A 14,237-nucleotide genomic window follows, 5' to 3' on the forward strand; every position below is an offset into this window, starting at 1 on the left:
GCGGCGGTGGCGTCCCGGTGCGGGCGCGCGGGGTCGGCCCGCCGCCCGCCGCGACCGTGCCGTTCGCTGCTCCTCCGCGCCCCAACCCCCCGGTCGCGGCGGGGTCGGGGAATCCCCCGCCCGGGGCGAGGGTGCGCCCCCAGACCCCGGGGGGCGAGCCCCCTCGTGGTCGCCGCGGTGCCGGATCACCCTCGTGAGCAGCGAGGACGCGCCGCCCGGGCGGTCCCGCGGCGACGAGGGGGACCGATGACGACCGAGACTTCCCCGGCACGGGGCCTGCGCGCCGCGGCCGCTCGCTGGTGGGCGCCCCTGCGCCGCACACCGCGCGCCGCGGTGCACGCCGCCGCGGGCCGGCGGCGCCACGACATCCACGCCCGCTGGCGCGAGGCCGTCCAGGAGATCGGCCTGTCCGAGAGGATCTACCTGTCCGGCGGGGTCCACCGGGTCGAACCCCGGATCACCCGGGTCGTGCTCGGCGGGCCCGAGCGCTTCACGATCCGGCTGGGCGCCGGCCAGACCTTCGACGACGTCGCGGCGGTCGGCGCGCGCATCGCGCGGGCGTTCGAGGTCGACCGCATCCGCCTGACGGAGCTCGCCGACGACCTGCTCGAGATCGAACTGCTGACCGCCCGCTCCGCGCCGACGGCCCCGGTGTCGCGGCCGGCCGTGGTGGCGGCGGCGGCCTGACCGGAGCAGCGAGTGACTCCCTCGCTGCGTGGGGGGCAGCGAGGGACGCCCTCGCCCGCACCGCGGGCGGCACGGGGATCATGGCGGGCGTGCACGTCGTCTTCGTCTGTTCGGGCAACATCTGCCGCTCGCCGGTGGCCGAGAGCGTCTTCCGCGCACGCCTCGCCGAGGCCGGGCTGGCCGACGCGGTGACGGTGGCCAGCGCCGGGACCGGCGACTGGCACCTCGGCGAGCCGATGGACCGGCGCGCGGCCGCGACCCTGCGCGAGCGGGGCTACGACACGGAGCACACCGCGCGTCAGATCGACCCGGAGATGCTCGCCGCGGACCTGCTGGTCGCCGCCACGAGAGGCCACGCCCGCGACCTGATCGCCGGCGGCGCGGACCCGGAGAGGGTCGTGCTGCTGCGGGCGTTCGACCCCGCGGCGCCCGAGGGCGCCGAGGTGCCCGACCCGTACTACGGCGGCCCTGACGGCTTCGACGAGGTGCTCGACATGGTCGAGGCCGCGATGCCCGGGCTGGTCGCGCGGGTCGCCCCGTGACGTCGGTCGACGCGCTGCTCGCCGGGAGCGGGCGCGGCGTGGAGATGACCACGCTCGACGACGGCACCGAGGTCGTCGTCAAGTCCGGGGAGCCGTCCGCGATCGCCGCCGAGGCCGCCGGGCTGCGCTGGCTCGCCGAGCCGGGCGCGGTGGGCGTGCCCGAGGTGCTCGGGGAGACCGAGGGCCGCATGGTGTCGACGCGCGTGCCGCCGGGCCGCGCCGACCGCGACGCCGCCGAGCGGTTCGGGCGCGGCCTCGCCGCGCTGCACGCCGCCGGCGCGCCCGCGTTCGGCGCGCCGCCGCCCGGCGGACCGGTGCACGCGTGGATCGGCGAGGCGCGGATGGTCAACGAGACCGGCGGGCACTGGCCGTCGTGGTACGCCGAGCACCGCGTGCTCCCCCACGCCCGCCGCGCGCTCGGCGGCGACGACCTCGCCCTCGTCGAACGGGCCTGCGCGCGCTTCGACGCCGTGGCCGGACCGCCCGAGCCGCCGGCGCGGCTGCACGGCGACCTGTGGACCGGCAACGTGCTGTGGGCCGGCGGGCAGGGGTGGGTGATCGACCCCGCCGCGCACGGCGGGCACCGGGAGACCGACGTCGCCATGCTCGCGCTCTTCGGGGCCCCGCAGCTGGAGACGATCCTCGCCGCCTACGACGAGGCCGCGCCGCTCGCCGACGGCTGGCGCGACCGGGTCGGGCTGCACCAGCTCTGGCCCCTGCTCGTGCACGCCGAGCTGTTCGGGGGCGGCTACGGCGACCGGGCCCTCGCGGTGTGCGAGCGGATAACCTGAGCTCGTGCGCTTCCTGCTGCGACCCGGGTGGATCGCACTGACGCTCGCCGTGGCCGCGTTCGCGTTCGCCTGCTACTACCTGCTCGCCCCGTGGCAGTTCCACCGCGGCGACGAGCGCTCCGGCGACAACGCCGCGCTGACCCGGGCGGTCGCGACGGCGCCGGTGCCGCGCACCGAGCTCGTCGCCCCCGGCGAGGCGCCGGGGGCGGACGTGGCGTGGCGCCAGGTGGTCGTCACCGGGACCTACCGCCCGGAGGGGCAGGTGCTCGTGCGCCTGCGCAGCATCGAGGGGCACCCCGCCAGCGAGGTGATGACGCCGCTGGTCACCACCACCGGCGAGACCGTGCTCGTCGACCGCGGCTACGTGCGCACCGACGGGCAGGGGACGTTGCCGCCGATCCCGGCGCCGCCGGGCGGGACGGTGACGGTCACCGGCTACCAGCGCCTCGACGAGGGCGCGCCGACGCGCCCCGCGGTCGTCGCCGACGGGCAGCGCCAGGTCTACTCCGCCGACGCCGCCACGGTCGCCGCCGCCGGCGGGGTGCCGACGAGCCCCGGCTACGTCCAGGTGCTCCCCGGTCAGCCCGGCGTGCTCACCTCCGTGCCCCTCCCCCCGCCCGACCCGAACCCGTCGTACTCCTACGCCTGGCAGTGGCTGATCTTCGGGCTGATGGCGATCGGGGCGTGGATCTACTTCGCCCGCCTCGAGTACCGCCGCGAGCACGGGCTCGAACCGCGGCCCCGCGATCGCCAGGACCCCCGCGACGCCGCCGACGGCACGCCCTGGGACGCGCAGCCCCATCCCGCGGACGAGAAGCTCGCGGACCGCTACGGCCGCCGCTGAACCGCGCTGAACCGCGCCGAACCGCGCCGCCGCAACACCGCGACGGCACCGCGACCTGGCCGCGACCGTCTCGACCCACACTCGCCACCTCGTCGAGGGGGTGGTCCCGTGATCTCCGAACGCCTGGCCCTGACCGTCGTACCCGGTGCGGGGTGGCGAGCGGCGGACGTCCGTCTGGTGGCGCGGGAGGCCGAGGAGGCCGGCTTCGAGGCGATGTTCTCCACCGAGGTCAACAGCGACTCGATGACGACCGCCGCGGTGATCGGCGGCGCGACGAAGCGGCTCACGGTCGGCACCTGGGTCGCGAACATCTACCTGCGGCACCCGTATCTGTGTGCCAAGGGCGCCGAGCTGATCGCCGACGACACGGGCGGCCGGTTCGTCCTGGGACTCGGCACCAGCCACGGGCCGGTGAACGACGCGCTGGGCGTCGACATGACGAACGCGCCGCGGGACCTGGTCACCTACGCGCAGGCGGTGCGCGACTGGCTGGCCGGGCGGGGACCGACCACCCACCTGCCCCAGAGCCCGGCGGCCAACACGGTGCCGATCCACCTCGCCGTCCTGGGTTTCGGGGCCGTCACACGGGCGGCGGAGGTCGCCGACGGGCTCATGCCCACGATGTGGTCGCCGGAACGGGTGGCCGACAGCGCCCCGTACATCGCTCGCGGCCGCGCGCGCTCACCGGGCCGGCCGCCACCGGAGATGACGCTGGGCCTGCCGACCTTCCTCGGCGAGGATCTCGATCGCCTCCGGGCGACGGCCCGGGAGAACCTGGGCCTGTACACCCGCTTCCCGTTCTTCCGCCGCATGTGGCGCGAGAGCGGGTTCGGCGAGGAAGCCGACGCGATGGACCGGTACGCGGGAGCGGCGGCCCTCAGCGACCGGCTGCTGGACTCGTTCTGTCTGCTGGGGCCCCGGTCCCGCTGCCTCGAGCGCCTCGCCGAGTACCGCGCCGCCGGCGTCGACCTCCCGATCCTCAACCCCCCGATCGGACCGGACGCCGCCCTGGAGCTGGTCCGCACGTTCGCGGAGTGATCCTCTCGCCTCTTCCGAGCCGCCGTCAGCGGTCCGCCTCCGACGCGGCAGCTCCGCGACGCTCCGTACCGCTCCGGGGCCGCCACCCCGACACGACCACGGCCAGGAGCGCCGTCGCGAGCCCCACGGCGCTGGAGAGGCGCACGGCGCGCGGGAGGTCGGCGACCGCGGGCGCGCGGCCGTCGCCGAGCACGGGGCGGTCCTGCACGCCGTAGGGGTACACGGTCCGCCCGCCGAGGCGCAGGCCCAGCGCGCCCGCGAACGACGCCTCGACGGGGCCCGCGTTGGGACTCGGGTGCGCCGGGGCGTCGCGGCGCCACGCCCGCCACGCGTCGGCGGGCCGCCCGCCCACCAGCGGCGCGCACGCGGCCGTGACCAGCGCCGACACGCGCGCGGGGACGACGCCGGCGACGTCGTCGGCCCGCGCGGAGGCCCAGCCGAACCGTTCGTACCGCGCCGAGCGGTGCCCGACCATCGCGTCGAGCGTGTTCACCGCCCGGTGCCCGAGCAGGCCCGGCACCCCGGCCACCGCGCCCCACACGAGCGGGGCGACGACGGCGTCGGCGGTGTTCTCGGCGATCGACTCGAGCGCCGCGCGCGCCAGCCCGTCGGGGTCGAGGACCGACGGGTCGCGCCCGCAGAGGTGCGGCAGGCGCTCGCGGGCGGCGTCGACGTCGCCGGCGCGCAGGGACGCCGCCATCGCCGTGCCCTCGGCCGCGAGCGATGTCCCGCCGAGCACCGTCCAGGTCGCCGCGGCCGTCAGCACGGTGCGCGCCGCGGGGTGCCGCACGCGCTCGGCGAGCACGCCCGCGCCCACCGCCCCGCCGACGAGCACCGCCGCGTACGCGACGCCCGGACCGCGGCGGTCCGCCCACCAGCGCCGCTCGAGCGCGCCCGCCACCGACCCGAACGCCGCGACGGGGTGGCCGCGGCGGGGGTCGCCGAGCACCGCGTCGGCGAGCACCCCGAGGGCGAGGCCCGCGGCCCGCGCGAGCGGCACGTCCGGCCACCGTCGCACCCTGTCGATCATGCGCAACGTGCCCCTCGCCCCACGTCGCCGGCCCCGGCGTTCCGGCGGCGGGCGCCCCTCGCCCCTCTCGTCGAGCGAAGGGCCCCTTCGCTCAGAACACCCCGGCGCGCCCGCACCCTGCGATGATCTCACCCGGCGCATGACAGGGTGCTCGCCGTGGGTTTCAGCGACGAGCTCTGGGCCGCGGGCGCCGGGATCTACGACCGGGTCCGCGCGCACCCGTTCCTCACCGGCCTGTCCGACGGCACCCTGCCGCACCCGGCGTTCCGGCACTTCGTCGTGCAGGACGCCCACTACCTGCGCGGCTACGCCCGGGCGCTCGCGGTGCTCGCGGCGCGGGCGCCGACCGAGGCGGACACGGTGATGTTCTCCCAGCACGCCGCCGGCGCGATCGCGGCCGAGCAGGACATGCACGCCGAGCTCGCCGACGCGCTCGGCCTGTCGTCCGCCGACGCCGCGGACGTCCCGGTCGCGCCGACCACCACCGCCTACACCAGCTACCTGCTCGCGACCTGCCACGGCGGTTCCTTCGCCGAGGGGCTCGGCGCGGTCCTGCCCTGCTACTGGATCTACGCGCGGGTCGGCGAGGCGCTGCTCGAGGGCTCCTCCCCCGATCCGCTGTACGCGCGCTGGATCGCGATGTACGGGGGCGAGGAGTTCCAGGCGGTCGTCGACGCGGTGCTGGCCGTGACCGACCGCGTCGGGCCGGTGCTCGGCGACGACGAGCGCGAGCGCGTCCGCGCGCACTACGTGACGACCTGCCGCTACGAGTGGATGTTCTGGGACGCGGCGTGGCGCCAGGAGGCCTGGCCCGTCTGAGCGGGGCCCGGTCTAGGACGCCGGGCGCCGCAGGACGAACCGCGTCTCGACGACGTGCGGCGCCGCGCCCGGCGCGCGCCCCGGGGCGCTCGGCACGAGGGCACCCTGCGGGCCCGCGAGCGCGACGAGCTCCCAGCCCTGCTGCCCCAGCCGGTTGAGCTGCTCGGCGTAGACGCGCGCCCAGGCCACGCGGTAGGGCCGGTACTCCTCGAGGATCAGCTCGTCGGACGGGCCGATGGCGTAGATCTGCCACTCGGCGCCGGCCTCGCCCGCCGTCTCCTCGGCCAGGCCCACCGCCGAGATCTCCATGGTCGCGTACTCCCAGGCGCCGGCCACGGCCCGACCCTAACGGTCAGGAGGCCTGCCGGCCCGGGCCGCGACGGCGCGGTGTCGACGCCTGCGCGACGGTGCGGGCGACCCGGGTCGCGCGCGCGGTCCGGGTCGTGCGGGCCCGGCGCAGCGCGGACGTGCGCCCGGTGCCCGCGGCCCCCCGCGCGCGATCGGCGCCGGCCGGGCCGAGCGTCGTCACCGTGCGCGCGGACCCACCGGGCGTCGTCGGCCCGTCCCCGGTGAGCAGGAACCCCGCCACCTTGGCGAGCAGCCCGCCCACGATCAACGACGGTCCGAGCACCCACGCGCCGGGCGTCCCGAGCGCGATGACGGCGATGCCGGCCCCGATGAGGACCAGGCCGCCGAGGAGGAGGAGAGCCGACCGCACACCCATCACGGTACGTGGCCACAAGGTCCTCCGTGGTCGGCCGATCGGGGCAACCGGGGCCGCGTGCTGGCGATGACGATCGCGTCGCGGGGTCGTAGGGTGTGCCGATCGCGCCAGGGAGGGCACATGGAGTTCGCTGTCCGGTACGTCAACGGCCCGTTGCAGGGCGTCGGGTCGATCACGCAGCCCGACGCCGCCGGCGAGGAGCCGCCGCTCCTCCAGCGCATCCCGCTGCCCAGCGGCGAGCACGGCCTGCGGCGCACCGTCTCGGACATGGCCGGGGGTGGGCAGACCGCGATCTACGAGCGCACCGGGTACAACCAGCCCGCCGGCGAGTGGGAGTTCACGCTGGTGCGCGTGGAGTAGCCGGGTCGCCCGACGCTCGTGGCGGGCCGCGCCCATGGTCCAGAATCGGCCCGTGACCACCGACCCCGCCACCGCCACCGGTGTGCTGCGTCCCGCCGCCCCCGAGGACGCGGAGCGGGTCGCGGCGATCTTCGCCGGCTACGTCCTGCAGTCGATCGCGACCTTCGTCGAGGAGCCGCCCTCCGACGAGTACTGGCGCGACCGCATCGTGTCCGCGGGCCCCACGCGACCCTTCCTCGTCGCCGAGATCGACGGCGAGGTCGAGGGCTTCGCCTTCATCGCGCCGTTCCGCCCGCACGCCGCCTACCGGTACACGGTCGAGGACTCGATCTACATCGCCCCGGAGGCCGCCGGCCGGGGTCTCGGGTCCCGGCTGCTCGCGGGCCTGCTCGACACGCTGCGCGGCACCGAGATCCGCCAGGTCGTCGCGGTGATCGCGGCGCTCGCCGGCTCCCGGCACGACACGCCGTCGATCGTGCTGCACCGCCGCCTCGGGTTCGTCGAGGTCGGCCGGATGCCGTCGGTGGGCTACAAGAACGGGCAGTGGGCCGACACCGTGCTCATGCAGGCCGACCTGCGCCCCGACGGCTGACACGACGACGGGGCCGCCCCGCGCACGCGGGACGGCCCGGTCGTGGGAGCCGGGGTCAGGCCTCCACGGTCGCCGGACGGCCCACCCAGTTCCGCTGCGCGTGCCGGGCGAGGGCGGTGGCCACCCCGACGCCCGCTCCCGCACTCACGATCATGCCAATGAACACTGCCGCCATGACGGCTCCTCCTCACCACGTGCACGCGCCGGGGCCGGTGACCGGGTCCGGCTGACCCGACCGGTCCCCGAGCGCTTGCGAACCGTGGGCGCTGTCCGCGCCCACCACGAGAGACGCATCGGGCCGGGGGTGTGTTCCGTGCCCGCGCGCCGTGATCGCATGACCCCACTCACAGCAATCGGTCGCGTTTACCCTGTGGTCCCCGTGGGTCTTGCGTAGTGTCCGATCGAGAAGAAAAGTAAACGGGCGTTAACGACTTTTCGGGTCGTTTCCCTCAAATCGGACAACCACCGCGTTCCCGTCGGGGGCAGCGCTTCGGCGACGCAGGGAGAACGAGATGACGCAGACGGAAGCGGGTGACGGAGGCGGGGTGCCCGACGGCGTCACCGTCACCGACACCGCCACGATGAAGCGCGCGGTCGGCGCGGCGGCGGTCGGCAACATCACCGAGTGGTTCGACTTCGGCGTCTACGCCTACCTGGCGACCACCATCGAGGAGAACTTCTTCCCGCCCGACGACCCGGCGCTCGCCCAGATCGGGGTGTTCGCCGGCTTCGCGGTGTCGTTCCTGGTCAGGCCGCTGGGCGGGCTCTTCTTCGGGCCGCTGGGCGACCGGATCGGCCGCACGAAGGTCCTGTCGATCACCGTCATCATGATGGCGATCGGGACGTTCCTGCTCGGCTTCATCCCGCCCTACGCGTCCATCGGCATCTGGGCCCCGATCCTGCTCGTGCTCTGCCGCGTGGTGCAGGGCTTCTCCACCGGCGGCGAGTACGCGGGGGCGATGACCTTCATCGCCGAGTACTCCCCCGACCGGCGACGCGGATTCTTCGGCAGTTTCCTGGAATGCGGCACGTTCATCGGCTACGCGCTCGGCGCGACGGTCGCGACCATCATCCCGCTGGTCTCCACCCCGGAGTTCGCGTCCACCTGGGCGTGGCGAATCCCGTTCTTCATCGCGCTGCCGCTGGGCATCGTCGGTGTGTACCTGCGCGTGAAGCTCGAGGAGACGCCCGCGTTCCAGACACTGCTCTCGGAATCGGAGGAACGCGAGGGGACACAGGCCGGCGCCGGCATCAAGAAACTGTTCGTGGACTACTGGCCCGCCATGCTCGCGGCCGGCGGGCTCGTCGTCGCCTGGAACGTCCCGAACTACATGCTGACCAGCTACATGCCGACCTACCTCGAGGACAACGTCTCCGTGGTCGGCGGCATCGCCGTCGACAGCACGACGTCGCAGTGGCTCCAGATCGCCGTCCTGTGGGTCGCGGTCCTCGTCATCCCGCTGCTGGGCCGGCTGTCCGACCGGGTCGGCCGCAAGCCGATCCTGTGGACCGGCGCCGTCGGCACGATCGTGCTGGCGTTCCCGATGATCTTGGTGCTCAAGAGCGGGTCGGTGCCGCTGGTCGGCGTCGGGCTCGCGGTCATGGGCGCGCTGCTGATCTGCTTCTCGTCGACCTGCCCCTCGACGCTGCCGGCGCTGTTCCCGACCGAGATCCGCTACGGCGGCCTCTCGATCTCGTTCAACATCTTCGTGTCGGCGTTCGCCGGGACCACCTCGCTGATCATGACCGCCGTGGTGCTGGGCACCGGCTGGGCCTACTGGCCCGCCGTGTACCTGATCATCTTCGGGATCGTCGGCGTCGTCGTCCTGACCACGCTGCGCGACCCGGCCGGGCGGCCGCTGCCGGGGTCGCACCCGGCCGTGTCGACCGAGCAGGAGGCGCGCGAGGTGGTGGCCTCGCGTCGCTGAGCCACGACGGTGGGTCGCCGGGTGTCGGACCCTCTCGATCACGGGCACGATGCCCCCGTGACTTCGTCCGCGTCAGGGTCGTCAGACGCCGCACCCGGCCCCACCGTCTTCGTCCTGTTCGGCGCCACCGGTGACCTGGCCAAGCGCCTCGTCCTGCCGTCGTTCTTCCGCCTCGTCCAGGAGAAGCTCCTGCCCGACGAGTGGCGTCTGATCGGCAACGGGCGCCGCACCAAGACCGACGACGAGTTCCGCGACGAGGTCCGCGAGGCCCTGCAGCAGTTCGGCGGCCTGAAGCCCGACGACGGGCCCTGGGACGAGTTCGCCGCGGGGCTGCGCTTCGCCGGCGGCGGGTTCACCGCCGACGACCCCGGCGAGCTGCTCGACCGCATCGCCGAGGCCCGCGGCGAGATCGGTCGGGACGCCCAGCTCGTCCACTACCTGGGCCTGCCGCCGGTCGCGTTCGGCGACTACACGCGCGCACTCGGGGCCCAGGGTCTCGCCGCGGGCTCGCGCGTGGTCTACGAGAAGCCGTTCGGTACCTCGCTCGCGAGCTTCCGCGAGCTCGACCGGGTCGTGCACGAGGTCCTCGACGAGTCGCAGGTCTTCCGCATCGACCACTTCCTCGGCAAGGAGGCCACCCAGGAGCTGCGGGCGCTGCGGTTCGCCAACGGCCTGTTCGGCAGCTCCTGGGACCGCCACCACGTCGCCGCAGTGGAGATCGACGTCCCGGAGACCCTCGACGTGGCCGACCGCGCCGAGTTCTACGACGCGACCGGCGCCGTGCTCGACATGCTCGTCACGCACCTGTTCCAGGTGGCCGCCGAGGTCGCGATGGACCCGCCCGCGACCTTCCGCGCCGACGACGTGGCCGCGGCCCGCGACGAGGCCGTGCGGCACTTCCGCCCGCTGCGGCGCGACGAGGTGGTCCGCGGGCAGTTCGAGGGCTACCGCGACCTCGACCACATCGCCGACGACTCCACCACCGAGACGTTCGTGGCGGCCCGGCTGTGGATCGACACCGACCGCTGGCGCGGTGTGCCGTTCCTGCTGCGCACCGGCAAGCGGATGGCCGCGAGCCACCAGAAGGTCAACCTGATCTTCCGGGACCCCGACGACGGCCCGGTCGACGAGCGCGACCTGCCGACGCGGGGCAACGTGCTGTGCTTCGACCTCGCCGGCGACGGCGCGCTGGCGCTGTCGATGAACGTCAAGACGCCGGGCGCCTCGTCCGATCTCGGTACCGCCTGGACCCAGATCCCGCTCGACACGCTGTCGGGCGGCGACCCGCTGCCCCCGTACGTGCGGCTGATCCACGACGTGCTCACCGGCGACCGCGCGCTGTTCACGCGGCCCGACGGTCTCGAGGACGTGTGGATCGCGGCCGCCGAGGTGCTCGACGACGACCGGCAGCCCGAGCCCTACGCGCCCGGCTCCTGGGGCCCCGAGTCGGCCCTGCGCCTCGCCGACCCCATCGGCTGGGTGCTGCCCGGCTAGCTCACGGGGGGCGGACCTGCAGCAACAGCTCGGGGTCGATCGCGAAGTAGCCGGCGAACGGTGCCGCCTGGGCGCAGAGCAGGGTCAGCGCGAGCGCCATCGCCGTGGCGAGCAGGGCCAGCGACACGCCGGCCCGCCGCAGCCGGTCGGCGTGGATGCAGCCCATCGCGGCGAGCGTCGTCAGCGCGACGAGGTAGAGCGCCGTCAGCCGCAGCGGGTCGATGGCCGACCCGCTCAGCACGAGGCGCGTCCGCCGCGACTCCAGGGCCTGGTCGACCGCGGTCACGACGCGGTCCTGCGCCACCCGCTGGCCCTCGGTCTGCACCGGCAGCGACAGGGCGACCGCCTGCACCGCCACCAGCCGGGCGGGCGCCACGGTCAGCGTCGCGTCGCCGTCGGCCATCTCCGGCCACTCGACGGACACGTACTGGTCGATCTGCTCGGCCAGGAGCCGCCGCACCTCGGTGCGCTGCTCCGGGAACGCCCCCATCAGCAGGTCGACGTCGCGCAGGGCGCTCGCCTCGCGGCTGACCGCCGCCGCGGCGTCGTCCCGGTCGGCCCACACGTCGGCGACGAGGAACCCGACGAGCAGGCCGAAGATCAGCCCCATGGGCGAGAGCAGGCCCGGGCTGAGGGGGCCCAGGGACCCGCTGTGCCCCCGCCCCCGCGCGAGCCACAGCCCGGCGAGGACCAGCGCCGCGGCCAGGTAGACCGCGACGAAGACCGTCAGCACCAGCACCGGCAGCGGGGCGTGCCCCAACCACGCGATCATCCCCGCCCCCTCCCCCCACCCCCTGTGAGCGGACTTCGGGGCCATAGCCCCGAAGTCCGCTCACGTGAGGGTCAGTGCTGCGGGCGCGCCTCGCCCGCGTACTCGGGGCCGGCGGCGGGGCGGTTGGCCGGGTCGCCGCCCGAGGCGCCCTGGATCGCGCGCCACACCGTCTCCGGGGTCAGCGGCATGTCGACGTGCCGCACACCGAGGTGCGACAGCGCGTCGACCACGGCGTTGTGCACCGCCGGCGTCGACCCGATCGTGCCCGACTCGCCGATGCCCTTGGCGCCGAGCGGGTTGAGCGGGGTCGGCGTCTCGGTGTTGGTGGTCTCGTAGGTGATGAGGTCCGCCGCCGAGGGGATGACGTACGAGGCGAGGTTGCCCGACGTCGGGTTGCCGTCCTCGTCGTAGGTGACGCGCTCGTAGAGGGCCTGCGAGATGCCCTGGGCGATGCCGCCGTGCTGCTGCCCGGTGACGAGCATCGGGTTGAGGATCCGGCCGCAGTCGTCGACCGCGATGTGCCGGCGCAGCTTCACCATGCCGGTGTCGAGGTCGACGTCCACCACGGAGATGTGCGACCCGAACGGGAAGCTCGACTGGCCCTGGGTGAAGTCGAGCTCCTCGAGCAGCTGCTTGCCGCCGACGCCCGGGTCGTAGCCCGAGCCGTCCTCGGACGCCGTCGCCACCTGCGCCCAGCTCACCTGGGTGTCGGCGATGCCCTTCACGCCGAACCCGCCGTCGACGAGCTCGATGTCGTCCGGCGAGGCCTCCAGCATGTGCGCGGCGATTTCGCGGGCCCGCGACACGAGCTGCTCGGAGGCGGTCCAGATCGCGCTGCCGCCGGTCTGGAGCGAGCGCGAGCCGGCCGTGCCCGCCCCGCTGCGCACCAGCGCCGTGTCCGACTGGACGAGGCGGACCTTGTCCATCGGCACCTGGAGGATCTGCGAGGCGATGTGGGTGAACGCCGTCTCGTGACCCTGGCCGTGCGCGCTGGTGCCGGCCTTGACGGTGAACGTGCCGTCGGGGTGGGCCTGGGCGGAGCCGAACTCCACGTCGAGCCCGAGCGGCGCGGTGACCTCGACGTAGGACGCGATCCCGATGCCCATCGCCGTGCGCGAGCCCTCGGCGCGCAGCTTCTGCTGCTCGGCGAGCAGGTCGTCGTAGCCCGCCGCCTGCTTGGCCGCGTCGAGCGCCTTGGCGTGCTCGGCGTTGTCGTACTGGGCCCCGGTGAGGCTGGTCATCGGGAACCGGTCGGGCGCCAGGAAGTTCTTGCGCCGCATCTCCAGCGGGTCGACGCCGATCTCGTCGGCGGCCATGTCGATGATCCGCTCGAGCATCTGCGTGGCCTCGGGCCGCCCGGCGCCGCGGTACGCCCCGATCTGGGTCGTGTTGGTGGCGACGGCCTTCCACGTGAAGTCGATGGCCGGGATGTCGTAGACGCCCTGGGCCATGAGCTGGGTCAGGCTCGGCAGGATCGTCCCGAGGACCGGGTAGGCGCCGGCGTCGCCGATGGCCGTGGCCCGCAGGCCGACGATCGTGCCGTCGTTCTTGACACCGAGCTCGACGTGCTGGACTTGGGCGCGCCCGTGGACCATCGAGAGCATGTTCTCGGAGCGGGTCTCGTTCCAGCGCACCGGCTTGCCGAGGGCGAGCGCGGCGGCGCCGACGATGCCCCACTCCTGGTAGGCGTGCATCTTCGGCCCGAACCCGCCGCCGACGCGCGGCGCGATGACGTGCACGTTCTCGCCCTCGATGCCGAGGTCGCCGGCCATCGCGTCACGCGCGCCGTGCGGGCCCTGGGTCGAGAGGTACATCTTGATCCGGCCCTCGTCGCCCGGGATCGCCACGCAGGCGTTGGGCTCCATCGGCACGCCGGCGAGCTTCTGGTTGTAGAAGGTGCCCTTCACGACCGTGTCGGCGTTGTCGAAGATCCCCTCGACGTCGCCGGTGCCGGCGCCCGCGACGAGGTTCGACTCGAGGTCGTCGAACAGGCGCGGGGCGTCGTCGGCGAGCGCGGCCTCGATGTCGGTGACCGCGGGCAGCGGCTCGATGTCGGCGAAGACGGTCTCGGAGGCGTCGAGGGCCTGGCCGGCGGTCTCGGCGATCACGACCGCGACGATGTCGCCGACGAAGCGCACCTTGCCGCGGGCCAGCGCCGGGCGGCTCATGGCGTCCGGGACCACGCCGGGCAGGCCGGGGCGGTCGTTCACGTTCAGCTCGCCGTCGGTGTACACGGCGACGACGCCGGGCATCGAGCGCGCCTCCGCGGCGTCGATGCTGGTGATCGTGCCGTGCGCGATCGGCGAGCGGACGAAGACCGCGTGGAGCGAGCCCTCGATCGGGAGGTCGCCGGTGTAGTCCTCGGCGCCCCGGATCAGACCCTTGTCCTCGGTGCGCTTGACCGAGTTACCGAAGATCGATGTGGTCCGGGTGGGGGTGATGGTCATGCGGGGGTCCTCCAGTGGTGCCCGTGCCGTGGCGATCAGAAGATCAGACGGACGCCCGCACGTCGAGTCGGCATTCGGCCCACCGGAACCCGACGCGCGGTCAGGCCCGCGGGCGGGACCGGTTGCGCACCATCACATCGACATCTTCCGAGTCGCCCACAACTCTGGA

Annotated in this window: 15 protein-coding genes; 10 read left to right on the plus strand and 5 right to left on the minus strand. The window is 74.5% G+C overall.

Annotated elements, in window-relative coordinates; translation table 11 throughout:
• Window positions 1-246: 246 nt before the first annotated feature.
• From PHK61_RS27690 to PHK61_RS27710, 5 genes are all read left to right on the plus strand, one after another.
• Window positions 247-687 (plus strand): hypothetical protein, encoded by a 441-nt coding sequence (locus tag PHK61_RS27690; protein ID WP_274284254.1) that lies wholly within the window; start codon window positions 247-249, stop codon window positions 685-687.
• Between the two features lie 89 nt (window positions 688-776).
• Window positions 777-1,229 (plus strand): low molecular weight protein-tyrosine-phosphatase, encoded by a 453-nt coding sequence (locus PHK61_RS27695; protein WP_420791447.1) that lies wholly within the window; start codon window positions 777-779, stop codon window positions 1,227-1,229.
• Between the two features lie 44 nt (window positions 1,230-1,273).
• A complete protein-coding gene (locus PHK61_RS27700; protein ID WP_274284285.1) occupies window positions 1,274-2,020 on the plus strand; it encodes a fructosamine kinase family protein in 747 nt (248 codons plus the stop codon).
• A 4-nt stretch (window positions 2,021-2,024) separates the two neighbouring features.
• The gene (locus tag PHK61_RS27705; RefSeq protein WP_274284256.1) at window positions 2,025-2,864 is read left to right on the plus strand and encodes an SURF1 family cytochrome oxidase biogenesis protein; all 840 of its coding nucleotides are present in this window, start codon (window positions 2,025-2,027) and stop codon (window positions 2,862-2,864) included.
• Window positions 2,865-2,972: 108 nt separating this feature from the next.
• Entirely contained in the window at window positions 2,973-3,902 is a 930-nt protein-coding gene (locus PHK61_RS27710; protein ID WP_274284257.1) for an LLM class flavin-dependent oxidoreductase, read from the plus strand.
• Window positions 3,903-3,927: 25 nt separating this feature from the next.
• Here PHK61_RS27710 and PHK61_RS27715 read toward each other — a convergent pair whose 3' ends face one another.
• Window positions 3,928-4,920: a cobalamin biosynthesis protein gene (locus PHK61_RS27715; RefSeq protein ID WP_420791448.1), complete on the minus strand. Its 993-nt coding sequence runs from the start codon at window positions 4,918-4,920 to the stop codon at window positions 3,928-3,930.
• A 168-nt stretch (window positions 4,921-5,088) separates the two neighbouring features.
• Between PHK61_RS27715 and tenA the strand changes: the two genes are divergently transcribed.
• Window positions 5,089-5,751 (plus strand): thiaminase II, encoded by a 663-nt coding sequence (gene tenA / locus PHK61_RS27720; RefSeq protein WP_274284258.1) that lies wholly within the window; start codon window positions 5,089-5,091, stop codon window positions 5,749-5,751.
• 12 nt (window positions 5,752-5,763) lie between these two features.
• Here tenA and PHK61_RS27725 read toward each other — a convergent pair whose 3' ends face one another.
• Entirely contained in the window at window positions 5,764-6,087 is a 324-nt protein-coding gene (locus tag PHK61_RS27725) for a hypothetical protein (protein ID WP_274284259.1), read from the minus strand.
• Window positions 6,088-6,103: 16 nt separating this feature from the next.
• On the minus strand, window positions 6,104-6,469 hold the full coding sequence (locus tag PHK61_RS27730) for a hypothetical protein (protein WP_274284260.1): 366 nt from the start codon (window positions 6,467-6,469) through the stop codon (window positions 6,104-6,106).
• 126 nt (window positions 6,470-6,595) lie between these two features.
• Here PHK61_RS27730 and PHK61_RS27735 point away from each other — a divergent pair, with 126 nt between their 5' ends.
• The 4 genes from PHK61_RS27735 (at window position 6,596) to PHK61_RS27750 (ending at window position 10,849) form a co-directional block, all read left to right on the plus strand.
• The gene (locus PHK61_RS27735) at window positions 6,596-6,835 is read left to right on the plus strand and encodes a hypothetical protein (protein WP_274284261.1); all 240 of its coding nucleotides are present in this window, start codon (window positions 6,596-6,598) and stop codon (window positions 6,833-6,835) included.
• A 52-nt stretch (window positions 6,836-6,887) separates the two neighbouring features.
• A complete protein-coding gene (locus tag PHK61_RS27740; RefSeq protein ID WP_274284262.1) occupies window positions 6,888-7,427 on the plus strand; it encodes a GNAT family N-acetyltransferase in 540 nt (179 codons plus the stop codon).
• A gap of 512 nt (window positions 7,428-7,939) precedes the next feature.
• Window positions 7,940-9,355, plus strand: a complete 1,416-nt coding sequence (locus tag PHK61_RS27745) for an MFS transporter (protein ID WP_274284263.1) — start codon at window positions 7,940-7,942, stop codon at window positions 9,353-9,355.
• Between the two features lie 57 nt (window positions 9,356-9,412).
• Window positions 9,413-10,849, plus strand: coding sequence for a glucose-6-phosphate dehydrogenase (locus PHK61_RS27750; protein WP_274284264.1), 1,437 nt, complete (start codon window positions 9,413-9,415; stop codon window positions 10,847-10,849).
• 1 nt (window position 10,850) lies between these two features.
• Here the strand turns inward: PHK61_RS27750 and PHK61_RS27755 are convergent, their stop codons facing one another.
• Window positions 10,851-11,621 (minus strand): bestrophin-like domain, encoded by a 771-nt coding sequence (locus tag PHK61_RS27755; protein WP_274284265.1) that lies wholly within the window; start codon window positions 11,619-11,621, stop codon window positions 10,851-10,853.
• A gap of 71 nt (window positions 11,622-11,692) precedes the next feature.
• A complete protein-coding gene (locus tag PHK61_RS27760) occupies window positions 11,693-14,068 on the minus strand; it encodes a xanthine dehydrogenase family protein molybdopterin-binding subunit (protein WP_274284266.1) in 2,376 nt (791 codons plus the stop codon).
• Window positions 14,069-14,237: the final 169 nt, after the last annotated feature.

The organism is Actinomycetospora lutea (assembly GCF_028737205.1).
Classification (GTDB): Bacteria; Actinomycetota; Actinomycetes; order Mycobacteriales; family Pseudonocardiaceae; genus Actinomycetospora; species Actinomycetospora lutea.